Origin of the sequence: Clostridium bowmanii (genome assembly GCF_018861315.1) — a bacterium.
GTDB classification, from domain to species: domain Bacteria; phylum Bacillota; class Clostridia; order Clostridiales; family Clostridiaceae; genus Clostridium_AD; species Clostridium_AD bowmanii.
In genome coordinates this window covers 100,385-124,204 of the sequence record NZ_JAHLDL010000005.1, presented here as the reverse complement: position 1 = coordinate 124,204, position 23,820 = coordinate 100,385, and the positions used below count along the sequence as shown (strand labels likewise).

At 33.4% G+C, this 23,820-nt stretch carries 22 protein-coding genes; 7 read left to right on the top strand and 15 right to left on the bottom strand.

Features of this window, described 5'->3' with window-relative positions:
• The first annotated feature begins 276 nt into the window (after positions 1-276).
• The 3 genes from KPL51_RS05035 (at position 277) to KPL51_RS05030 (ending at position 3,930) form a co-directional block, all read left to right on the top strand.
• Complete coding sequence (locus KPL51_RS05035) at positions 277-3,132, top strand: Tn3 family transposase (protein WP_224853861.1); 2,856 nt, start codon at positions 277-279, stop codon at positions 3,130-3,132.
• A gap of 84 nt (positions 3,133-3,216) precedes the next feature.
• Complete coding sequence (locus KPL51_RS23955) at positions 3,217-3,351, top strand: hypothetical protein (protein ID WP_263628300.1); 135 nt, start codon at positions 3,217-3,219, stop codon at positions 3,349-3,351.
• A 30-nt stretch (positions 3,352-3,381) separates the two neighbouring features.
• On the top strand, positions 3,382-3,930 hold the full coding sequence (locus KPL51_RS05030; protein ID WP_224853864.1) for a tyrosine-type recombinase/integrase: 549 nt from the start codon (positions 3,382-3,384) through the stop codon (positions 3,928-3,930).
• 558 nt (positions 3,931-4,488) lie between these two features.
• Here the strand turns inward: KPL51_RS05030 and KPL51_RS05025 are convergent.
• The 14 genes from KPL51_RS05025 to KPL51_RS04950 all read right to left on the bottom strand — a co-directional run bounded on the left by KPL51_RS05025 (position 4,489) and on the right by KPL51_RS04950 (position 20,141).
• Positions 4,489-6,096, bottom strand: coding sequence for a chemotaxis protein CheW (locus KPL51_RS05025; protein WP_216158105.1), 1,608 nt, complete (start codon positions 6,094-6,096; stop codon positions 4,489-4,491).
• Positions 6,080-6,853 (bottom strand): ParA family protein, encoded by a 774-nt coding sequence (locus KPL51_RS05020; RefSeq protein WP_216158103.1) that lies wholly within the window; start codon positions 6,851-6,853, stop codon positions 6,080-6,082. The genes KPL51_RS05025 and KPL51_RS05020 overlap by 17 nt, the downstream gene beginning before the upstream one ends.
• Positions 6,854-6,886: 33 nt before the next feature.
• Positions 6,887-9,124 carry an Hpt domain-containing protein gene (locus KPL51_RS05015; protein ID WP_216158101.1) on the bottom strand — a complete coding sequence of 746 codons (2,238 nt, stop codon included), beginning with the start codon at positions 9,122-9,124 and terminating at the stop codon, positions 6,887-6,889.
• A 12-nt stretch (positions 9,125-9,136) separates the two neighbouring features.
• Positions 9,137-9,508 carry a response regulator gene (locus KPL51_RS05010; protein ID WP_224853867.1) on the bottom strand — a complete coding sequence of 124 codons (372 nt, stop codon included), beginning with the start codon at positions 9,506-9,508 and terminating at the stop codon, positions 9,137-9,139.
• Positions 9,509-9,524: 16 nt separating this feature from the next.
• Positions 9,525-10,349, bottom strand: coding sequence for a CheR family methyltransferase (locus tag KPL51_RS05005; RefSeq protein ID WP_216158099.1), 825 nt, complete (start codon positions 10,347-10,349; stop codon positions 9,525-9,527).
• Positions 10,346-12,205 carry a HEAT repeat domain-containing protein gene (locus KPL51_RS05000; protein ID WP_216158097.1) on the bottom strand — a complete coding sequence of 620 codons (1,860 nt, stop codon included), beginning with the start codon at positions 12,203-12,205 and terminating at the stop codon, positions 10,346-10,348. The genes KPL51_RS05005 and KPL51_RS05000 overlap by 4 nt, the downstream gene beginning before the upstream one ends.
• Positions 12,198-13,649 carry an Hpt domain-containing protein gene (locus KPL51_RS04995; RefSeq protein WP_224853896.1) on the bottom strand — a complete coding sequence of 484 codons (1,452 nt, stop codon included), beginning with the start codon at positions 13,647-13,649 and terminating at the stop codon, positions 12,198-12,200. The genes KPL51_RS05000 and KPL51_RS04995 overlap by 8 nt, the downstream gene beginning before the upstream one ends.
• Positions 13,650-13,676: 27 nt before the next feature.
• Complete coding sequence (locus KPL51_RS04990; protein ID WP_216158093.1) at positions 13,677-14,087, bottom strand: response regulator; 411 nt, start codon at positions 14,085-14,087, stop codon at positions 13,677-13,679.
• A gap of 35 nt (positions 14,088-14,122) precedes the next feature.
• Positions 14,123-15,202: a protein-glutamate methylesterase/protein-glutamine glutaminase gene (locus KPL51_RS04985; RefSeq protein WP_224853871.1), complete on the bottom strand. Its 1,080-nt coding sequence runs from the start codon at positions 15,200-15,202 to the stop codon at positions 14,123-14,125.
• 111 nt (positions 15,203-15,313) lie between these two features.
• Positions 15,314-16,789, bottom strand: coding sequence for a chemotaxis protein CheW (locus tag KPL51_RS23355; RefSeq protein WP_312888399.1), 1,476 nt, complete (start codon positions 16,787-16,789; stop codon positions 15,314-15,316).
• Positions 16,790-16,807: 18 nt separating this feature from the next.
• Entirely contained in the window at positions 16,808-18,754 is a 1,947-nt protein-coding gene (locus KPL51_RS04965) for a methyl-accepting chemotaxis protein (RefSeq protein ID WP_216158091.1), read from the bottom strand.
• A 51-nt stretch (positions 18,755-18,805) separates the two neighbouring features.
• The gene (locus tag KPL51_RS04960; protein WP_216158089.1) at positions 18,806-19,054 is read right to left on the bottom strand and encodes a hypothetical protein; all 249 of its coding nucleotides are present in this window, start codon (positions 19,052-19,054) and stop codon (positions 18,806-18,808) included.
• 53 nt (positions 19,055-19,107) lie between these two features.
• The gene (locus tag KPL51_RS04955; protein ID WP_216158087.1) at positions 19,108-19,467 is read right to left on the bottom strand and encodes a response regulator; all 360 of its coding nucleotides are present in this window, start codon (positions 19,465-19,467) and stop codon (positions 19,108-19,110) included.
• Positions 19,468-19,748: 281 nt separating this feature from the next.
• Positions 19,749-20,141: a bacteriohemerythrin gene (locus KPL51_RS04950; RefSeq protein WP_216158085.1), complete on the bottom strand. Its 393-nt coding sequence runs from the start codon at positions 20,139-20,141 to the stop codon at positions 19,749-19,751.
• Between the two features lie 610 nt (positions 20,142-20,751).
• On the opposite strand from KPL51_RS04950, the gene KPL51_RS04945 reads away from it, so the two are divergent.
• From KPL51_RS04945 to KPL51_RS04930, 4 genes are all read left to right on the top strand, one after another.
• A protein-coding gene (locus KPL51_RS04945; RefSeq protein WP_224853874.1) for an IS3 family transposase occupies positions 20,752-21,896 on the top strand; the annotation gives its coding sequence in 2 pieces (ribosomal slippage) (positions 20,752-20,989 and positions 20,989-21,896; 1,146 coding nt in all).
• Positions 21,897-21,932: 36 nt separating this feature from the next.
• Positions 21,933-22,994 (top strand): IS21 family transposase, encoded by a 1,062-nt coding sequence (gene istA / locus KPL51_RS04940; RefSeq protein WP_216158207.1) that lies wholly within the window; start codon positions 21,933-21,935, stop codon positions 22,992-22,994.
• 55 nt (positions 22,995-23,049) lie between these two features.
• Complete coding sequence (locus KPL51_RS04935) at positions 23,050-23,253, top strand: hypothetical protein (protein WP_216158083.1); 204 nt, start codon at positions 23,050-23,052, stop codon at positions 23,251-23,253.
• Positions 23,250-23,702 carry an ATP-binding protein gene (locus KPL51_RS04930; RefSeq protein ID WP_216158080.1) on the top strand — a complete coding sequence of 151 codons (453 nt, stop codon included), beginning with the start codon at positions 23,250-23,252 and terminating at the stop codon, positions 23,700-23,702. Before KPL51_RS04935 ends, KPL51_RS04930 begins: the two co-directional genes overlap by 4 nt.
• Here the strand turns inward: KPL51_RS04930 and KPL51_RS23950 are convergent.
• Positions 23,684-23,812 (bottom strand): hypothetical protein, encoded by a 129-nt coding sequence (locus KPL51_RS23950; RefSeq protein WP_263628302.1) that lies wholly within the window; start codon positions 23,810-23,812, stop codon positions 23,684-23,686. The two genes, KPL51_RS04930 and KPL51_RS23950, sit on opposite strands and share 19 nt — an antisense overlap.
• Positions 23,813-23,820: the final 8 nt, after the last annotated feature.

Genomic DNA, 23,820 nt, shown 5'->3' with positions numbered 1-23,820 from the left:
TGTATAATTCAACACCAAAAGTATTAAATGTTATTATCTGGACATAAAATAGCTAAATTTGCTATAATCTCCTAATAGGGGTATGAAGAACATAGCTGTCACCAGAAGCAATAGGAAATTTTTGATTTTCCATATATGAAAGTTCCGAATCTTATTTTGGAACTTGAACTTAGGTGTATTTAAAGCGTTTAATTGAGTATTTTTGGGCTATATGCTATGCTAATACCAGAAAAAGTTCCTACTCTTGACATTATAGGAACTTTCGAAAGGTGATATATGGAATCTAATAATAAAATTGATCAGAGCTTTAAATTTAGTGAGATAGAAATAGATTTTGTAAATAATAATAGAAAAGTAGAAACAAAAATAGGTTTTGCAGTTCTTTATAAATTCTTTCAAAATAATGGACGTTTCCCATATTCCAAGTTTGAAATTTCAAATGAACTTATTTGTTATATTTCTGAACAAATTGGAGTAGATAGCTCTTGTTATAATGATTATGATTGGAATGGAAAGTCAATAATTAATCACAGAAAGCAAATTAGAGAGCTCTTCTTATTTAGAGAGTGTACCGTTCAGGACTATAATACGATTAAAATATGGATTTTGAGTAACGTCCTCCCTAAAAATGATGATTATGAATTAGTTAAAAATGAAGTATATAAGCAATTCAAGGAACTAAAAATAGAACCAACCACACCAGAAAGAATAGAAAGAATAGTCAGTTCAGCTATAAATACATATGAAAATAATATCTTTGAAAGTATTTTTAATAAGTTGACAGTTGAAACTATCAAAAATTTCGACTTGTTCCTTGCTACTGAATCACAAAATAACAACATGGAACAAATAATATGGTTTAATGATTTCAATATTGATCCTGACGGTGCAAATATTAAAAGTGTTTTTAATGAATCTAATAAATTAAAAACTATTGAAGGTATGATGATACCAGAAGATATTTTCAAGGAGGTACCGCCTAAGTATTTAAAAAAGTACTATAAACGCAGTAAAGCTGAAAATATCAGCGAATTTAAAAGGCATCCGGATGCCATGAGAAATGGTCTATTAGCTATATTTTTTCATTTTAAATCAATGGAGATTAAGGATAATTTAGTGGATTTACTTATAAAAATATTGAATAATTTAGACACAAGTGCAAATAGAAAAATAAAAAAGGAACTTGCAGAGAGCACAAATTATACTAGGAATAAAAATAAATTACTTTTAAAAATTGCTAAAGCTGTTGTAGAGATCCCAGAAGCTAAGACGTGCGACCTAATATATCCAATAGCAGATGAGCAAAAATTAAAGGATTTAATTAATGAGTTAGAAAATAAGAGTGATGATATATTAAATAAGAAAAATTATAATAACATGAGATCTTCCTATCAAAGGCATTATAGGCGTATTTTGCCGGATATAATAAATGCGTTGAATTTCAATTCAAATAATGATAAATATAAGCCTATAATAAAGGCAATAGAACTTATAAAGAAGTATTTAGATTCAAAATCACGTTATTATTCAAAGGATGAAATAGTTCCCATTGAGGGTGTTGTTAGACCTATGTGGAAAGATATGATAGAAGATAAATCGGGGAAAAATAACGCACTTAGAATTAAGAGAGCTAACTATGAATTGTGTGCCTTGCAGGCTTTAAAGGATAAGCTTCGCTGCAGAGAGGTTTGGATAAGTGGCGCTGATAAATACAGGAACCCTGATGAGGATCTTCCAAAGGACTTTGATATAAAAAAAGAGGAATACTACTTAGCAATAAATCAGCTTTTAGATGTAAATGACTTTATTGAAAAGATAAAATCATCTATGAAAGATTCTTTATCTAAGCTAAATAAGACTATTCCTAAAAATGAAAAGGTTAAAATCCTAGATATAGGAAATGGAAGAATAAAAATTTCGCCATCTCCAAAACAACCAGAGGCAAAAAATCTTTTGAAATTGAAACGTGAAATATCAAATCGTTGGCCTGATTTGAATTTATTAGATGTTTTTAAAGAAGCTGACTTAAGAATTGACTTCACAAAACATTTAAAAACTAGCGCAACTCAAGAAAGGTTAACCCGAGAAATTATAAGAAAACGTTTGTTAGTCTCTCTTTATGGAATGGGAACAAATATGGGACTAAAAGCTGTTTCTTCAAAGGGTTTAGATGAAAACTATATGGATTTGGAGTACATAAAAAGAAAGTTCATAAACAAGGATAATTTAAGAGCTGCAATTGCTGAAGTAGTAAATGCTACTTTGAAAATTCGCAGTGAAAATATTTGGGGGAGTGCGACAACAACTTGTGCATCAGATTCTAAAAAATTTGGAGCATGGGACCAAAATTTAAGGGCAGAGTGGCATAACAGATATCATGGCCGAGGAATTATGATTTACTGGCATGTTGAGAAAAAGTCTTTATGTGTATATTCTCAAGTGAAATCTTGTTCATCGTCAGAGGTTGCTTCTGCTACTTACGGTGTTCTTAGACATTGTACTGACATGAGTATAGAAAAAAACTATGTTGACACACATGGACAAAGTGAAGTAGCCTTTGCGTTCAGTTGTTTGCTTGGTTTCAAGCTAATGCCTCGTATCAAAAATATCAACAAACAAAAACTGTATAAACCTGAAATAAGTGATGAAGATTATTCGAACATTGAACTTGTTATGAAAAAGAAACCGATTAATTGGGAATTAATTAGACAGCAATATGATCAAATGGTAAAATACGCAACAGCATTAAGACTTGGTACTGCTGATGCAGAATCTATTTTAAAAAAATTTACTAAAAATAATCTTCAGCATCCCACATACCAGGCATTAAGTGAGCTTGGAAGAGCAATAAAAACTATATTTATTTGCAGATATGTTATGTCAGAAGAAATGCGAATAGAAATTAACCAAGGATTAAATGTTATTGAAAATTGGAATAGTGCAAATAATTTTATTTTTTGCGCAAGAGGTCGTGAATTTTCAACTAATAATATTGAAGACCAGGAAATATCAGCTTTGGCTCTCCATTTAATACAAAACTGTATGGTATATGTTAATACATTATTGATTCAAGATATTTTATCTGAGAAAGAGTGGTTAATAGTATGGAAAAAGAAGATTTTAGAGCTATAACGCCATTAATTTATAGCCATGTTAATCCCTATGGTAATTTTAACTTAGATATGGATAAACGGATACATTTGGGGGTGAAAAAAAATGTCTACTAAATTACAAAGAACAGCTCTCAAAAAAAAAGCAAAGGAACTTGCAAAATATCTTCGTAAAGAAAGACCTGACTATAATTATTTGAAAAGTTTATTCAAGTATCTTAGAGAAGAATTAGAAATTTAGGTTCCACGAAACGCAAGAAAATTACCGTATGTGCCAACAGAGGATGAAATAAAAAATTATTATAAAGTAGTATGGAATTCCAAAAATTTTCAGGACATGCTAATTATCAAGGTTTTGATTTATACGGGTGTTAGAGTCAGTGAGTTAGTTAACATAAAGATTAGTGATATAGATTTATTAAACTGTCAGATAAAAATTAATCAAGGTAAGGGTAATAAGGATCGTGTGGTTCCTTTCCCAGAGGGATTTAAAGAGGTACTTGGTATACATTGTAACAATAATCTGAAAAATAATGCCACCTATTTATTTGAATCGTCATGGAAAAAGAAATATACAGACCGTGGCATAAGAAAAATCTTAGAAAAATATTCTGTGCAAGCTGGTTTAAAAACAATGATATCTCCCCATAAATTAAGGCATTTCTTGTTTACCTGGCTAAAAAAACAAGGCATAGACGATGCTTTGATACAACCATATTCAGGTCACGAAAGCAGAAAAACCCTTGAAATATATTCAAAATTATCAATTACTGAAGCTCAAGAGGCTTATAATGAGGTGATTAACGAATTCCCAATATAAGGATTCCGGTTTGCGGTTGCTAGCAGCTATGTTCTTCATACCCCTAGTAGGGGTAGTCAAAAAAATACTTACTTGTAGTCTATCCTCCGATATAAAAACACACTAACTTACCTTTTCGGGGGGATAGGCAAAAACACCCAAGTTCAGTATACTCTGGGTGCAATATCTCAGAGTTTTTTTATTTCACATCTTAAAGTGTACAATAATCAACCCCTACCGCTTATAAAGGGATTATGTTTTGGTTATACTAGATATAAAAGTGAGGTGTTACTAATGGCTATAGCTCATAAAACAGTTATTTCCTTTGGACTTGTTGCTATTCCAATATCAATGTATATCGCGACGCAAGACCGGGTACAGCCGACATATACACGTATGTCGGCTGTACCCGAAACCCATCTACAGCAATATCACATTCCCCATACCTTTTTAAAAATTTAAACAAGAAAATTCTGCTTATTGCATCATCTTCAGCTATTAATATCCTCATAACGGCTTCTCCTCAATCTAAGACTTGGTTGCTTATTTAATAAGTCTTTCTCATTGTGCCTCGCCTTTTTACATAAAGCCTAACACTTCTTTAAGATTCAAAATTAAAACAATTCTTTTTCCATCATCTAGTTTTGCTATTTTATCTATATAACTATCATTTTTATCAAATACACCTTTGGCCCCTTCCAAATAACTTTTTGAAAACCTTAATACCTCAGAAGTGGAATCTATTATAATACCTACTTTGTTATTTTTGAACTCTACAACTAAGAATTTGGATGCCCCAAATATACCTAAATCTTGAATATCAAACAATTTTCTAAGATTTAGTATTGGTATTATATCTCCTCGTAAATTAACCATGCCGGTAATAAAAACTGGAGCACCGGGCAAATGAGAGATTTCACTGATTCTGTTGATCCCTTGTACATTATTAATTTCTATTCCATACTCCTCCGCTCCTAGTTTAAAAACTACTATATGCTCAAAATCATTGTCTTCTTCAGCCACATGTAATGATTTATCATTTACTGTTTCCATGTGATCAACCTGCGAAATTCCTTTCACTTCCTCTGAACTAATTAGTTTTAGAGGTTCCAACATCATTATCAGCCTTTTACCCTTATTTAGGTTATAAATTCCTTTAACGTAGGAACTACTGGCAATATCACTACTTTTTTTAAATAATTTCTTCGCAACCACCATTACATGTGATACTTTATCAACTATTACTCCAAAGGAAAAGCTACCATTGTTTATAATTACCACACGACTGCACTCCTCGGGCTGGTTACAATCCATACCAAGAAGTTTTCCTAGATTAACCACCGCTAGAAGCTTATTTCTGATAGAAAACATTCCTTCAATGAAGCTTGGCGTATTAGGTACCTTCATGATATCTGGCAACCTGATTATTTCTTTTACATGATTAATACTTACCCCATACTCGCCTATGCCAATATTAAATATAATGATTTGGTCTTCTTCATCCTCTTTGGTTTGTAAAACTTTTAAACTTTCCAAAGGTGTATGTCCATCATTCGTCATTTCCTTAAGATCGCAAGCTTTTGTAATTTTCTCAGCATCAACAAGCATCACCACCCTTTTCCCATTATTAAGTATGAGAATAGAATTTATAACTCCACCATCAATTCCCTTAATGCTACTTGGTGGTTCTTTAATAGTTGACCCCTCAACAGTTATTACTTCAGTAACCTTATCACATAAAAGTCCTACCTTGTTACCATGCATATCTGTAACAATAATTCTACTGCTGTCGTCAAATTCCTTGTGAGGAATACCGAACAATTTTCTGCAGTCAATAACAGGTAGCAAATCGCCCCTTAGGCTACATAAACCAGTTATATACATTGGTACATTAGGAATCTTTATCAGTTCTGGAATCCTAATTATTTCTTTTATATTGGATATATTTAATGCAAATTCTTCTTCTTCCACCTTAAAAACTATCACTTCAATTTTCTTTACAGCTATAATAGTTTGTTTCTTTCCCTGTTGCACCTTTGGATCAATATATTCTTGACTTCCTTTTTCTATATCTAATTGTATATTTACCAGATTTTTTTGTATCTTGGCCTTTTGTTTTTTTGCAGTCATTTCCTTTTTTATCTTTTCAAAATTATCAGAACTATTTTTACTAACCTTTCCTGCCATGTATACCCACCAGCCTTTCCACTATATGCTGAAATTGCTTGGAGGACTCTTCATCACATTCAAAAACTGTTTTTCCCATCTTACCACTTTCTGTAATTTTAATTCTTCTGTAAATAGGTGCTGTTAATACATCAGTATCTTCAAAAAATTCCTTCATGAACTCTAAATTTTCCTTTCCATCACTGGTTCTCTGATCAAACATATTGGGTACTACCATAGAAATCATACGCTCGTCTAAGTTCAAGTCTGAAAGGTACTCATAAATATTTCCGATGGCTCTTACAGCAGCAGCTTCTACCTGAACCGGCACAATAATACCATCAACAAAATGTAAAACCGCATCATTAATTTTACTTCGCTGTGGTCCGCAATCCACAATCACATAATTATAGCTAAGCTTTTCTAGGTCCATAAGTTTATCCTTTAAAAATGAGCTTATATCAGGTTCTTTATAAAGTTCTTCATTGATTCGATTAATATATTTTGAAGGGAGTAAATCCAAATTTTCCCTTGCACTCAATATACATTCGCGAAGAGTTATGTTATCATGTTTAACTATAATATCATATAAACTCTTTTTATAATCATCTGAAGTAAATCCAAGAAAAAGACTGGCGTCATTTTGTCCATCCATATCTATGAGCAATACTCTTTTTCCCCTTATAGCGAGGCCATGTGCAATATGCACTGCAATAGTGCTTTTGCCCACACCTCCTTTATTATTTAATACGGCGTATTTCTGAAGTTTTTCATCCATTCCACTGAACCTCCTTTTAAAGGCAGTAAATTTTTAATTTTCCACAAATTTCAATATATCAACAGGATTTACAATTAAGACCACTTGCCCATTTCCAAGTAAGGTTGAACCGGAAATGCCTGGAATAGAAGCTAGATGCCCCTCTAATGTCTTTACTACAAACTCCTGTTCATTTTTAAGCTTATCCACGGCGATTGCATAATTTACAGTGCCATTAGATAAAATTATAGCATTTACTTCTTCATTTTCAGTATTCCTCTCCCCCGTTAGAAAAAGCTTGCTGAGCCATTCAATTCCAATTGCCTCTCCCCTTAAATAGGTAAAAAACTTCCCATTAAATTCATGAATGCTATTTCTACTAATTTTTACGGTTTCAACTATATACTCCAAAGGAAAAATGTAGGTTTCGCGTTCTACTTCCACAATCAAACCTCGTGAGACTGCCAGTGTAAGTGGTAATCGAATAATCATCTTTGTTCCTTTATCCACTTCACTTTCAATTGTAACCTTTCCATTGATTTTAGATATATTACTTTTTACTATATCCATTCCAACCCCACGACCAGATACTTCCGTAATCTTTTTTGCCATACTGAAGCCTGGGAGGAAAATAAGGTTTATCAATTGATCTTTATTCATCACTTCAGCTTCTTTTTCAGTGATTAGGCCTTTATCAATCGCCTTTTGTTTTACATTCTCTGAATCTATTCCTTTTCCGTCATCTTCTATTTCAATTAACACATTTTTGTTCTTATTATAAGCCCTAAGTATAATGCTTCCAGTTTCTGGCTTACCTTTAAATAGACGCTCATTTGGATCCTCAATGCCGTGATCTGCAGAATTTCTTATTAAATGTACTAATGGATCGCTGATCTGCTCGATAATTGTTTTATCAATTTCTGTGCTCTCACCCTCCATGTATAATTCCATCCTTTTACCAGTACTCTGAGCAATATCCCTTATAACTCTGGGCATTTTTTGAAACACTGTTTTAATTTCTACCATTCTTATAGACATAATTGCATTCTGAAGTTCATCAGAGATTCTATTAACATATGCTCCTACCTGCTTTACTTCCTTGGACATTTCTGGTAGATCATACTCCAGATTCAATTTTTCAGATATATGCATAAAGGAATTTTTCGCAATTATAAGCTCTGAAATAGTATTCATCATTTTATCAAGCTTATCTTCATTAACCCGAATGCTTTGCGGTACGCTACCATTTGACTTTATATCCTCAGTCTTACCTGCATCTTGCCCGATTATTGCCACAGCACTTTTTCCTAAGGGGGTAGATAGTTTTTCAACATTTGATATCTGTTCTTTGATTTTTTCAATGATTCCCTTATCATACACTGCATTAAATTCTTCTGAATCAACAGAACTCATAAAAGACTTTAAATAATCCATCATAATAAAACTTAAATCAACCAGATTTTTTTCAAACTTACATTCCTTATCCCTTACCAAAGCTAGCAGGCTTTCAAAAGTATGTACAACTTTGGAAAATTTCTTTAGACCCGCATAAAGACTACTCTGTGGATTCGTAACTGCAAGGTATATTCCTATTCCACCTTTGATACTGTGGACAGCTCTGAATATTTCATTGATGGCCTCCCTGTCATTGCTAGTGGTATCAAGTCTTATTAATAAATCATTTTCCATTCTCTCAATATTTTCTGTGCTTTCAATGAGAAACTGCTCTTTGATTCCATAAGCTAGTCCTTCCTTAAATTCCTCTGATTCTAAAATATCTAAGCTTATCTCATTCTCCAATGGTTGTTGTTCCCCAGTATTAATGTATTCATCGCTTTTCACTTCGCAATTTACAAAGGCTAGCTTTAAAATTTCAAGTATATCCTCTTCCCTCTGCTCATATTTAAGTTCCAGATACATCACACCATTTTCAGACCTAAAATCTCGCTTTTTTAGTACCTCAAACAGCTTTTTTATATAAGCAGATAAAAAGTCTACATACAAAAGTATACTATCAATAAGCCCAGTGTTTACAGTCACTTTTAAATCTTTTATAGCATCAAGTGTAATTTCAACCTCATAACTTAACCTTGTAATGCTCCTAAGCCCTACGAAGGAAGAACCGCTCTTTATACTGTGGACGCATTCAAAAATATTATTGAGTATTTGGCTATCTTTTGAGTGAAGTTCCAGTTTCAGTATTTCTTTCTCAAGTCCATCAAGATATTTCACCCAATCATCAATAAACATTTTTAACATATGGATATCTTCTATATAGATTCTACTGCACATAATATTCACCCCTTAGCCTTGAAGAAGCATTTTGATAGTTCTTACTAATTTTTCAGGATCCGTAGGTTTTACCATTTGTATTCTATTATCTTGTTCCGTTCCCATGAGTTTTGATTCATACTCATCCTCAGTGGAGATTATAATAACTTTAATAGCAATACCATGTTCCTGTACATTTTTTATAAGTTCGTATCCATCCATTTTGGGCATGTTTATATCTGTTACTAGTAGTTGATATTCATCACTAAGAAGCTTTTCAAGGGCTACAATCCCATTTTCCGCAGTTTCCACCTCATAACCAAACATTTTTATTATATAGCTGTGGAAATTTCTTACCATTTCCGAATCGTCCACCACCAGTATTTTCTTTTTAGGGTTTTTCACTGAACTTCTCCTCCTCTCATTTAGGCCTTGAATACGTTATGGTGTCCCCTATTCTTTTAACCTTGTAGGCAGAAGAAATCCGCCCCACAGATTCTGAGTGTCCAAGGAACATAAAGCCACCGGGATTCAAGGACTCATAAAAGCTAGCTAAAACATTTTTTCTTGACTCGTCATCAAAGTATATTAAACAGTTACGACAAAATATAAAATCACAACCGTTAATATTATTCATCTCATATTCATCCATCAGATTAATTCGTTTAAAAGTTACTGATTTTCTCACATTCAGATTAACAAGGTACTTGTCATTTCGCCTTGTGAAGTATTTCTCCAGGTACTCAGGAGGAACATCCTTTATAGCTCTACTTTCATAAATCCCCATTTTTGCACTTTGTAGCACTTCAGTGTTTATGTCGGAAGCAAGTATCTGAATTTCCCATTCCTCTGACCTCTCAAGCATTTCTTGAAGAATAATGAACAAGGTATAAGGTTCTTCTCCTGTAGCGCAGGCTGCGCACCATATTTTAATTTTTTTGCTGTTTTCTTTTTCTTTTGTAACTATAGGCAATACATCCTCTGCAAAATTACGCAATTGAGGAAAATCACGAAAAAAGTAAGTTTCGTTTACAGTAAGATCGTTGATTAGTTTATAAAACTCAGAGGAGTCATTTGTAAATTTTAATATCATAAAATACTCATTTAAATCTACCATTTCCAGTAATTCGGCACGCTTCTCAATCCTCTTTTGCACAAAATACTTTTTATTATATTCGTAATGTAATCCTGTTCTTTTGTAAATCAATTTTATAAACTTATCAAATAGTTCATCTGATAATATCATTCCACCACCTCATTTTTACACAAAGCTTGAGTGGCAGCTTCAATGACTTCTTCAACCTTGTCACTTAGCATTCTTTCCAGTACACTAATTGCCTCTCTGCTTTTCATAAAACTCAATGCTTTAACGGCTGCTATTCTTGTGAGGGTATCGAGGCTATAGGCGGCATCCTTTATAATATTTAACACAGTATCATTATTAAATCTGTACAAATTAGAGATAATTTCCATCTTGTTTACAGTATCACTTTCATCCTCATAGAGTTTTTTCAATAGGTTAAGACTCCTATCATTAATTCTACTATTCAAGACTTTTATAGCCCTTTTTCTAACCAATGGATATGGGTCATTAATCATTGTAGTCATAAAATCGTAAAACCCATCATCTTCAGACCACTTAACAATGTCTACCAAACCGGCCCTAACAATTTCATTCATGTCATCCATTCTAGAGTTTATAAAATTCCAGCCCATACTAGCATCAATTCTAAATAAAACTTCCAAAGCCTCAATACCTTCTTCCCCGGTGTTTCGCTTCACTATTTCCTGGAGCAATTTAATATTTACATCATAAGAAATTGAAACAAGCTTTTGGGCTACTGCTTTCCTGACCTTTGGACTTTTATTCTCCAATTTTAAAAGAATGCCCTCAATATCGAGGTTGTCTGTAGTATCTATATTTTCAACTGATGCTACAGCGGCTTCTTCATAGAAGTCAGACAACTCTTCAAGCAATAATGTATTTTTATATGAATGAATATCTGTAATAATAGAAATAGCTAATATGGATATGTCTCTGTCTCTGGAATTGCATAATTCCTCTACTAATTTATTAAATCCCTGTATCTGTTTTTTATGAATTAGCTTAAGGCCCATCAGTACTAATTCCGTATCTTTGCATCCTAATATCTTATACACAAAATCTTTAGGGATATTCTGAAGTTCTTGAATAAGCTCATAAATGTTCTCTTTGAAGAATTCTTCACCCTTATTAAAATTATAGATTTCTTCCATATCATCAAGAAAAAAATTCAACTGTAGTTTTACTAAGGCAGCAACAAAGACAAGTATTTGTTCTGAATTATGATAGTCTAAGTGCTCTCTTAAAATTAATTCAAGTTTCTTAACAGGTACTTCAGGAAGCTTGGACACTTCAATTTTTGATATCAGACTGCTTAATGCAAAAATCAGATTTGAATCATCTATCACAAAATCTCTTGTGTATTTATTTATGATAGAGTCAATATCACGGTATGAACCTAAACTCCCAAGGGTCCTAATGTAGGTATTCACTAAAATATTTTTTTCTATATCAGTTGCATTCACAGAAAAAATTTTCTCCTCCATACACTCCAATAAATGTTTTAAATCCAGACTTCCAACGGTCCTTAAAAGTGCATTAATAATCCACACACTACTTGTCTTTTTTAGGATTTCACAAAGTTTGTTCTCAGCCTCTTTATATTGATGCTCAGCAATAACTTCCAAAACTGCTTCCACAACATTCTCATCCTCATCCTCAAGAGCTTCCAAAGCAATCTCAGCGCTTTGTCTTCCCTTTATATATTTTAAAGCATCTAATGCGAATTTTCGTATATTTCTGTCCTTATCTAAAAGTTTTACTTTTAAAATCGGTAATGACTTCTCTGAAAGTGTTATTAATATCTCAATAGCAATATTCCTTATGTACGCATCCTTTGAATAGAGCAGGTCAGAAGCAAGCTCAGCACTTCGTTCATGTTTCATACTGCCGATTTTTTGTGCAAGCTTCTCCTGACGGTACCTTTCCTTTTCTACTAAAAGTCCTTCTATAAGTGCCTTCATTTCTTTTTCATTAAATAGATTTAAATCATTATTCATGCTTCACCTCCTTTACCTTTTCACTAATTCTATTGAAAAATTTCTCAGACTGAAAAACTTCTGAAATTGCATGGCGCTCCGACACGAATACATTAAATTCCTCAATGGATTTTATAGAATCAAAGATATTAATTATACGTCTAACATTAGGACCCTCTGCTATAATACCTACCTCTATGTCTTGGGATTCTAGGTGTTTTTTTATCTCTATGAAATCCTTAACTTCATTTTCATGCAATATTGACAGCTTGCTTAAATCTATAAGAAGTACTAAAGTTGCAGACTTGTTCAACTTTTCAATAAACTCCTTAAGTCTACTGATAAAGTTGTCTCCTTCTAATTTGAAAATATTTACAATATATTTGCCTTTTATTTTATTATAGAGCACTTCCATTTCATTTATTATTTGAGCTTGGATAGAGTAGCAAAGTTTTTCATCCGCCTCCACTTCTCCCTCATATATCCTAATGATATTGCTATATAATTCATTGAAATGCGCTATACACTCGCTAATCATATTTTTATTTTTCATATCACCAAAGGCATCAACAGCTCGGCTGTGTAAAGACGTCATTATGTCAACATCTTCTTTATCTGTTTTAAATTCCTTAGACAGATTGAATGCTATTTTATGTAGTTTCATAAATGCCTTTAGAATAATCAGGTACAAGGTACAGTCATCATCAATAAAGCTATAATCCTTTTGCTCCACCTTACTTCTGCTTAAATCCACTATATTTATTTTTTCGATATAAAACAAGGTAAAATGTGTATATAATTCAGCCTCATCAATATCTGTGGTTATAATAATTTCAAAAGCTTTTATATCATTATTACAGGAGCCTTCTGAAAAATAATCGTCACCAACACTTGAATATACAAGAGTTCCAATATCGCCCACACAATTTAATATCATTAGTATTACAGGGGATACCATAGGTGCATCCTCTTCAAAAAAGAAGGTTATATAATACTTATTTTCCCCCTTAGACTCTTTACTTAAGTGAAAAGAAATAATTCCAAGCTCAGGCTTCTCTATAACAGTCTTTTCCACTTCCTTTTTATTAACTCTTATAAATACTTCAACCATTTCTTTAATTCTGGTTGCAGAATTTTCAAGACTCTCCATAATTTCCTTAGACCCCTGCTCATTTTTATATAACAGCATCTTTTTAACGGTATCCAAACCTTCGAAACAAAGAGATACTATACTCTTGTCAAAGAGGATTGAGCCGTTTCTTGCACAATCCAGCATATCTTCAATTTTATGCATAAGGTTCCCAATATCCTCATATCCTACCATGTGAGAAGAACCCTTTATAGTATGTGCTATTCTGAATAACTCATTAACGTCAAGGCCTGAGTATTCCATTTCAAGTCTTATGATGCATTCTTCTGCCCTTTGGAGCATATCTTCCGTTTCTTCCATATATAACTGCATCATGTCATCCACTAAACTCACCCCCTAAAATTATTTAACAATTTGTATTATAGCCTCTCTCCACCTTTCTAGTTTTTGCACTGAATGATCAATGATATTCATCACATACTCCTCACTTTCAAAAGGTTTATATATATAATCATTAGCTCCATATTCTAAGGAGCCTAGTATTTTATCCATAGTTGAATGTTGTGTCATCATTATAATCTGAGTCATTGAATCATATTTTTTTATTTCTCTTAAGAGCCCAAGCCCATCCATTTCTGGCATTTCAATATCTATTAGTACAATGTGGTACTTGTCACCTTTAATTTTTTTAAAAGCATCAATAGCGCTTTTAGTAGTTTCAACTTTATAGCCTTCTTGCTCCAATCGTTTCTTAAGTGTAGATAACTCTTCTTCCTCTTTATCAACTATCAGAATCTTATATTTATACTTCATTAGAACCCCCCTACAATAAATAAAAATCTTGTAACCTAAGCTCTTTTCACCGCTTTTATTATTGCATCTGCTATCTTATAAGAGGGTAGTACTATTTCTGCACCGCCTCTTTCTATTGCTTCCCTTGGCATACCGAAAACCACTGCAGTAGATTCATCCTCAGCGATGGTAAAACCTCCAGCACGTCGTATCTTTACCATGGCATCAGCTCCATCGTCCCCCATGCCTGTCATTAAAACCCCAATTACATTTTTCCCACCATAAGACTCCAGCACAGATTCCATTGTTACATTCACTGATGGCATAAAAATTGTTTTAGGAGTACTTGGGAGTCTTAAGGTACCACCGTCCCCTCTAATCACCAATTGATATCCCCCAGGAGCAAGATATCCTCTGCCATTTTGGAGAACATCACCTGGCTCTGCTTCCTTAATTGGAATGCGGCAGGCACCATCTAATCTTTTTGCAAAAGAAGATGTAAAAGAGGGTGGCATGTGTTGTATGATGATTACAGCGGCTTTGAGATCCTCTGGAAGCAATGGCAGTACCTCCATAAGAGTTCCCGGGCCACCTGTAGAAATACCTATAACCACTACCTTTGACAGTTTAGTGTCTTTTCTATACTCTGATTTCTTTACGTCTGCATATCTCTTTGTAGGAGTAACGCTACTGCGTCTTTGTACTCTATCCCTTATACTTTTCTTATTTACACTTTTATAAGCCAGCTTTATCTTTTCTATTATCTCTCTTCCAACTATATGAATATTGGAAGATACGGTTCCTGAGGGTTTTGCAACATAGTCAAAGGCACCAAGTTCTAAAGCTTCAAAGGTTGTCATTGCACCTTCCTCAGTAAGAGAACTTACCATTAAAACAGGCATTTGAGGATAATCACTCTGTATATATTGCATAGAAGTTAACCCATCCATAACTGGCATATTAATATCCATAGTAATCACATCCGGATTCAATTCATGTACCTTTTCAATAGCGTCTTGACCGTCCCTTGCTGTACCCACCACTTCAAGACTTGAGTCAGTCATGATTATCTCTTTCAAGGCCCTTCTCATAAGGGCAGAGTCATCTACTATTAATACTTTAATTCTGTCTTGCACAATTATCACCTACCATAATTATTAGATAAATCTGGCATACTCAAAAGCATAAATTTTATTAATACTTCGGAGTATGCCTTTATTAATTATCACCTACAGTGATGTCTAAATTTAACTAAAGCTTAACACTTTACTAATATCAAGAATCAAAATCATTCTTTTTCCGCCCTCAAGTTTACCAACAGCTTCTACATAGTCACTATCTATCCCACTGCTCAATATATCTGGTGGAGACTCTATAAGGTTTTTTTCAAACCTGAGAACTTCAGATACTGAATCTACAACAATTCCTGTTCTTTTCCCATTAAAATCAACTATGATAATTCTTGTAGAATCCGTTACCTGTTTTTCAGGAAGATTAAAAAGTCTTCTTAAATTCAGAGCAGGAATAACATTACCTCTTAAATTTACAATCCCTTCTATACAGTAGGGAGCCCTAGGTACCTTAGTAACTTCTGGCATTCTATTGATTTCCTGCACATTAGTTATCTTAACCCCATACTCTTCCAGATCTATTTTGAAGGTAACCAACTGCTCTTCCTCCACCAAATTTGCTATAATGTTTTTCTCCTCTGCATTCTTCTCATGATCTCCATTGATGCTACTGATTGAACTTAATTCATCCTCTGAAATCAGTTTTAAGGGTTCTAGAATCAGAATCATTCGTTTACCATTATCCAGCTTTGCAATTCCTTTAAGCTGTTCCCCACTTTGAGAGGAGAATTTTGGAGGTGGCTGAATAATACTTGTAGGTACCCTCAAAACTTCTGAGATCTTGTCCACCATTATTCCAGCAGTGAAAGTGCCCATATCTACTACGAGTATTCTAGTATGGTCGTCGATGTCCATGTGCTCCATTCCAAAATAAGCCCTTAAGTTTATTATAGGGAGCAAATTATTTCGCAATGAAACTACTCCTTCTACATAGGCTTCACAATTAGGAATCTTTACGATTTGAGGTACACGTATAATCTCTTTCACCTTCATGATTCCAATGGCATATTCCTCTTTATTCAGAAGAAATGAAACCAGTTGTTCCTCATCTATAGACTGAGCATTCGTACTATCTATTAATGTATTATTTTTTTGAGAGCTTTGGTCCTGCCCCTTTTTTTTCTGTTTCACGGTGCCATTTACGTTTAAAGCCCTAACCACATCTAAAAGCATTACAAGTCTTTTTCCATTGTTAAGCTTTACAACACCATTCAAATAGTCAGAATCCACATTTTTAACAATCTGAGGTGGTTCTTCTATATGGTCAGTAGCTACCCTAATTACCTCGGATACCTTATCCACGAGCATTCCCGTAGGCTTACCATCCACATCAATGACAAGAATCCTGCTGTTTTCATCTTTACTTTTTCTTTCTAAATTAAATCTGATTCTTCCGTCTATAATAGGTAGCACATTACCTCTTAAGTTGCAAGCACCTTCCACATAACTTGGCGCATTAGGTACCTTTGTGATATCAGGAACTCTTATAATTTCTTTGACATCCATGATGTCTGCCCCGAACTCATCCTCTCCAAGCAGGAAGGTAACTAGCTGACGCTCTGCATTGATAGTATTGTTTATACCAGTAGCCATAATTATCCCCTCCATCAGTTACATATTTTGTAGTTCATCAGCCAGACCAGATATTTCTTCAATAGCTTCAGCTAGCTCCTGCATACCTTTTGATTGCTCAGAAGCTGCATTTGAGGCCTGTTGTGCTGCACTACTTGCTTCCTGAGCTGCAGTAGCAATCTGATCCACACCTTTTCTTGCCTGCTCTAAGGCTACCTGAGACTCATCAGATCCTGTCTGGATTTCATTAGATCCAGTAAGTATTTTTATCATGTTTTCCTCGATAACGTTAAGATTATGAGTGGTCTTCTTTGCCTTTTCCACTTCTGAGAAAGAGTTTTTGCTAGAAATTTCTGTATCCGCTGAGACCCTTTGAATCTGGTTTTGGATGGCGCGTACAAGGTCTTTTATCTTATCTGTGTTTTCTGCAGATTCATTAGCAAGAGCTCTTATATCAACTGCAACTACAGAGAACCCTCTTCCGAATTCTCCTGCCCTTGCAGCTTCAATAGAACCATTTACTGCCAACATATTTGTCTGTATAGTAACATTTACAATGGCATCTACGATTTTATCAATTCTTCTGGTAGTCTCTTCAAGACTTTTTATATTTTTAGCCGCAACCATTGAAATTTGTGCAGAGCTAGATATACCTGTGGTCATGTTATCAAGTGCAATTTTATTGGTTTCTAAAAGTTTTTGAAGCTCACCTATCTTATCTGCAGAAAAACCTGCTCTTTCACTCATTTGCTTTGAAGCTACGGCAAGCTTTTCAGCAAGTAAGGCAGCTTTATCCGTAAGATCACTCTGATCCTGTGCTCCTGCAGATATCTGCTCCATAGCCTTTAATATCTCTGCTGAAGTCGAGTTTCCTTCCTCCACATTGGATGATAGTTGTTCCGAGGCAGCTGCCATAGATTCAGAAGACTTCTGAGCATCCGTGGAAACCTTCAGATCCTCTGCCATTTGAGCCAGGTCTCCAGCACCAGCATTCAGCTCGTTGAATGCCTTGTTTTGCATTTGGATTGACCTCTCAACTTCTTCTGCAGCACTACCTTGCTGCTCTGCAGCTACTGCAATTTGTTCAGCAATAGCCAAAAATTCCACTGCTCCCTTGTTTGCATCTATTGCATTTTGGGATACTTCTGCTATTCCTTTCATAACTAAAATAACCTCTTCATTAATTTTAGCAAGATCTGCTGTAGTTTTCTTTGCATTTTCAACCTCATCATTTGCAGCCTTACCCGCATTCTCTATATCAACAACTACAACTTTTACGTTATTTTGAATCTCATTTACCAGCTCTTTGATGTTTCTTGCAGACTTCTCGGAGGTTTCTGCAAGATTTCTAACTTCATCCGCTACTACTGCAAAGCCTTTTCCATGTTCACCAGCTCTTGCAGCTTCTATAGCTGCATTTAATGCAAGAAGATTGGTCTGATCAGCAATTCTCACAACAGCCTGTACTATTTCACCCACTTCGTTTGATTGCTTTTCCAGTTCGCCAATAAGTCTTACTGATTCCATATTTGTCTCTGCGGATTCTCTGATGCCCTTAATCATAAGTTCTATATCATTTGATGTATTTGAGATCAACTCTTGTGCTATTTCAGCTCTTTGAAGGGATTCCTTTGCATTTTTATCGGCTATAACTGATGCTTTATCTACCTGATTAATAGCCGTTCTTGACTCTTCAGCTGCAGAAGCGGTTTCAGTGGCTCCGCTGGCAATCTGCTGCATAGTTGCTCCTAGCTCCTCTGCCGCACTGCTTGCCTCTTCTATTCCTGAAGCCATTTGCTCTGTTGCTACTGCAATTCTCTCTGCCAATTGTTGTTGCTTTGCCATAGTTCTAGCTTTTACCTTGTCCTGTGCTTGTCTTCTGGCAATCTCTCTCTTTCTCTCCATTTCATCCGTTGCAGTTACAGTGACACGGGATGTACCCTTTTCAATTTTGCTGCTTGAAGGTCTTGCTAATTTCTTTTCCATAATAAATTACCCCCTAAAGTTTTTAATCATCTAATTTAATATCTATATTAATTAAATTTCGTTACTATCTTTTTCATGCCCTGGATAATAAATTATATAGTACATATTCATGCCATCTCCCGTAGGTTCATTTCCTAAATAACCATCACGATGCAAGAGACCTACCTTCTGGCGAAGCTCTTCAATACTACACCTAATGTTTTTTTCAACAAGCAGCTTATGAATTTCAGCCAAAGTATTTAACTCCGACTCACTACTTTTTATGTACATTAAGAGTTCTTCTTCACTCAATTGAAGCATTAAACTACCTCCCTTCATTGCATAATATATTACCAATAATTTCTTTAATGTACTTACTTTTTAAACTTACTCAAATTCTTTATCACCACATCACTTTTGTAAGGCTTTACTAAAAAGCCTTTTGCACCAGCTAAAATAGCCTTCTGTACAGTAGATTCTTGTCCCATTGCTGAAATCATTATAACTGTAGGCACATAATCCATTTTTTTTATCTCAATCATACATTCAAGACCGTCCATTTCAGGCATTGTTATGTCAAGTGTAACCAAATCCGGTCTTAGTTCTTTGATTTTTTTTAGTGCCACTTTTCCATTTTCAGCTTCGCCTACAACCTCGAAACCATTACTCTGGAGCAATTGCTTCAGTTGTAACCTTATGAATGCAGCATCATCCACAATTAATACTCTAGTCATATAAATCCTCCTTTCTGATTAAATGTCTAATCCTGTACCCTTAGTACTTTTATATTGCCATCCTGCGAAAAATCTATATAATTTGACCCAACACTAATATTAGAGTCTAAATATCTTGTGGAGGCACATATACTATTTCACCTAAATCTACATTGATTAACACGAGAATAGTCTAATAGCCAACTAAATATATATACAATAAGCCTATGTATTATTTATATCAATTTACGTATAATAAGTATATGATAGCAAATGTGTGAATTTTATAAAAAAATTTAAATTTACAAGTTTTTTATAAGACTATCCTTCTTTAATATGTGCTCAAGAATCCAATCAAATAAAAATAAAATTAATTCCATAATGTCTTTATCTTGGTTTTGGTCTAGCTTAGCTAGATTATAAGAATCTAGCTTTTTAATAAAGCCATCATGTTCTACCTTTTGATCAGAATAATCTCGGTAATTGTTTTTTAACATATATTCCTCTTCATATTTGAAGTGATATTTAGCGTATTGAAATAAATCTTCTATTATTTGAACAATTTCATGATATTTATCTAAAGTAATATTATTATTTAACAAATTTAATGCGCTGTTTCCTAATTCAAAAAGTTTTTTGTGCTGCGCATCAATTAAGGATACACCGATTAAATATTCATCTTTCCATTTTAGCATAATTCTTTTTCCCTCCATTTAATTATTAGTAGTTATTAAATTAAATTACAAACCACTTGTTGTTAATAATATAAAATCTATATTATTTATTATCGACTGATATTTTTTAATCTTAATAGAGTTGTTCACATAGTGAGAATTTTTTTGCTATTTACAATATTTATTACATATTATATTTGTAGCTAATATACCCTACGTAAAGGTATACCATTACGTAGGGGCAAAAATCCTATAAAATTATGTTCGTAAAGTATAATAAAACAATTACGAATATCTACGTAAATTGCAATTACCTTTATGACGATGTTTTAAGGTTCTGTTGGTGTGATTCAGCCCTATGTTGGAGAGACCCCACCAACTACTAAAAATAATAATCGAAATAAGAAAAGCCACGTATTGAAATTAATATCCAGAATGTGGCTCATTTTTACTCGTTAACTATACTATAAAAATAGATAGCACTTATAGTACACATAGGAGTTAAAAACACAAGGTTTGTACGTTGTTTAATAAAAAACTATACCTTGTGTTTAAAGTATGGTGTTAGTATAGTATTGTAGACACGGAAACTCGAACGGTATAAAATAAGAATTGAAGGGATGTGTCTACAATGGGAAGAACTCAAAAACAATATACAGATGAATTTAAAAATACTTTAGTAGAACTATATAATTCTGGAAAGTCCTTGGCAGATCTAAGTCGCGAATATGGCATAGCAAAATCAACAATAACAGTGTGGATAAATAAACTAAAACCAATAGCTGTTGATAATGATAAAATTATAACTACAGAAGACTATCGGAAAATGTTAAAAAAGATAGCAATACTTGAAGAGGAAAATGAAATATTAAAAAAGGCCACTGCCATATTCGCAAGAAAATAAGTAGTATATTTGATTTCATTACTGATAATACGAATTATCACGGTATTAGAATCATGTGCAAGGTACTAAAGGTCTCCAGGAGCTCCTATTACAATCATTTAAGTAAGAAACCATGCAAGCGTGAACTAGAAAATCAAATGCTTGAAAGTGAAATATTACAAATATATACAGCTAGTAAAAAGCGGTATGGATCACCAAAAATCAATAAATCTCTTCAACAATTGGGTATAAATATTAGTTTGAAAAGGACCCAGAGAATTATGAGAAAGCTGGGGATAAAATCTATAATTATTAAAAAATATAGACCAACCTCTTCAAAAAACAAAGTTGTGGAAAAACAAAATGTTTTAAAAAGGGATTTTTCCACAAATACAATAAATGAAAAATGGGTAACTGATATAACCTACATATATACAATTAAGGATGGCTGGTGTTACCTAGCCTCAGTTATGGACTTGCACACAAGAAAAATAGTAGGGCACTCTATGTCTAAAAACATAGATACAAAATTGGCTTTACAAGCTGTTAAGAATGCCGTAAAGCTACAAAGGCCTACTAAACAATTGATACTTCATAGTGATCTTGGTAGTCAATACACAAGCTTAGACTTTAAAGAGTATATATTAAACTCAAAAATAATAACGCACTCATTTAGTGGTAAGGGCTGTCCCTATGATAATGCTAGTATCGAGTCTTACCATGCTTCGCTCAAAAAGGAAGAAGTGCATCTTGTTAGTTATTATGACTTTAATGCTGCAAAGCTAGCTGTTTTTGAATACATAGAATCTTGGTATAACAGAATAAGGATCCATAGTAGCATAGGTTATATTTCTCCACAAAAATGTGAAGACCTAGCTAGAAAGATTTCATGATTTGTTCGAGAATATGTGTCTACACTATTGACATAGATCCATATTGAAGAAAACCAACAAAAAAGACATGCCGGTAGGCATAAGCAGCAAAGGAAGAAAATTGATATATATGATGCGTTGATAGAAGAAAATTATGATATAAGTTATCCAACTGTGAGTAACTATATAAAAAAAATTCTTAAAAATAGAGCGGAAGCATTTATTAAATTAGAATATGAGCTTGGATATATTTGTGAATTCGATTGGGGGGAAGTTAAATTAACTATTAATAATGTGAATAGAAAATTTCAAATGGCAGTATTTACATCTGCAAAAGGTAATTATAGATATGCGCAGTTATTTCCTAAACAAAATTCAGAGTGTTTTCAAGAGTCACATGCTTTATTCTTTGAACATATAGGACAAGTATATAGAACAATAGTTTACGATAATATGAAAGTTGCAGTGAAAAAATTTGTAGGTCCAACTGAGAAGGAGCCTACGGAAGCATTGCTTAAAATGTCCATGTATTATGGTTTTGACTTTAGGTTTTGTAACGTTAGATCAGGTAATGAAAAAGGTCACGTAGAGCGAAGTGTAGAGGTAGTAAGACGTAAGGCATTTTGTAAAAATGATAGTTTTATGTCATTAGAAGAAGCTAATGATTATATTATGGAAACGTGTGATAAATTGAATAACAAACCCCAGAAATCAAGAACTATGAAGACTGCAAAAGAAATTCTTAATGAGGAGAGAGAGCACATGGGGCCTTATATGGCAAAACTTGATACAGTAAGAATAGAAGAGCCTAGAGTAGATAAATATTCAACGTTCTCAGTAAATACCTGCCGGTATTCTGTGACTGATATGTACGTTGGAAAAAGAATATTCATTAAAATATATTCAAATAATATTGTTTGTTTTAGTGAGGGCAAAACAATAGCTTGCCATGAAAGGAAGCTAGGGTTTTATGAATGGTCCATTAAACTAGAGCATTATCTCAATACCTTTAAAAGAAAACCAGGATCATTAGCTTCAAGCACTGCAATGCTACAAGCAGACCCTAGGATCCAAAGTATCTACATACCTATTATAACAAAAGAGAAAAGGATTTTATAGAGTTACTTTTGTTTATAGGAGAAAATAATATTTCTAAGTTCAAAATGCAATAAGTTTGCTAAATAAAATAAATTCCACAGATATAACAACTGAAAAAATAAAGTCCATTTGTAATAGAGATTATACTAACTTCATTGAAAATAATGTTATTCAACTAAGTTCAACTGTTGAACCAGAACCTAATGATTTGCTAGATGCGTATAAATTTTTAATACCTATATCAACAGAAGGCTTTAATAATGAGGTGGCAATAATATGAATGATAAAAAGAAATTATATAAAAATATTGAAGAATTAACAATAGAACTTAAGCTTTCAGGTATAAAAAACAGCTTTGAGGAATGTGCAAAAGATGCTTGTGTTAATGATGTAAGCTATGAAGAATTTCTTTATAATCTGTTGGGAAAAGAACAGGTTTTAAGAAATGAAAGTAACAAACAAAGTAGAATTAGAATAGCTAAGTTTCCATATAAAAAATATATCGAAGATCTTGTAATAGAAGATTTACCAGTTGATGCTAAAAAGAAATCAAAGACGTTAAGCTCACTTGAATTTATTAGTACAGGACAAAATGTAATTTTAGCTGGAAATCCTGGGACAGGCAATTATAGAAAGTTTTTGTTTATCGAAAGATTTTTAAAAATATCAAGTAATAATGTCTTATATATATTAAAATCTTTCGATAATAATTACTTACAAAAATCCTGAAGCCAATTTAACAAATCAGTATCTTCTGTCCAAATCGGAATATCTTGCGTTACAACATCAATATACATTGATTCCAATGCTTTTCTTTTTATTTCTGTATCAGCTCTCAAATAGACTT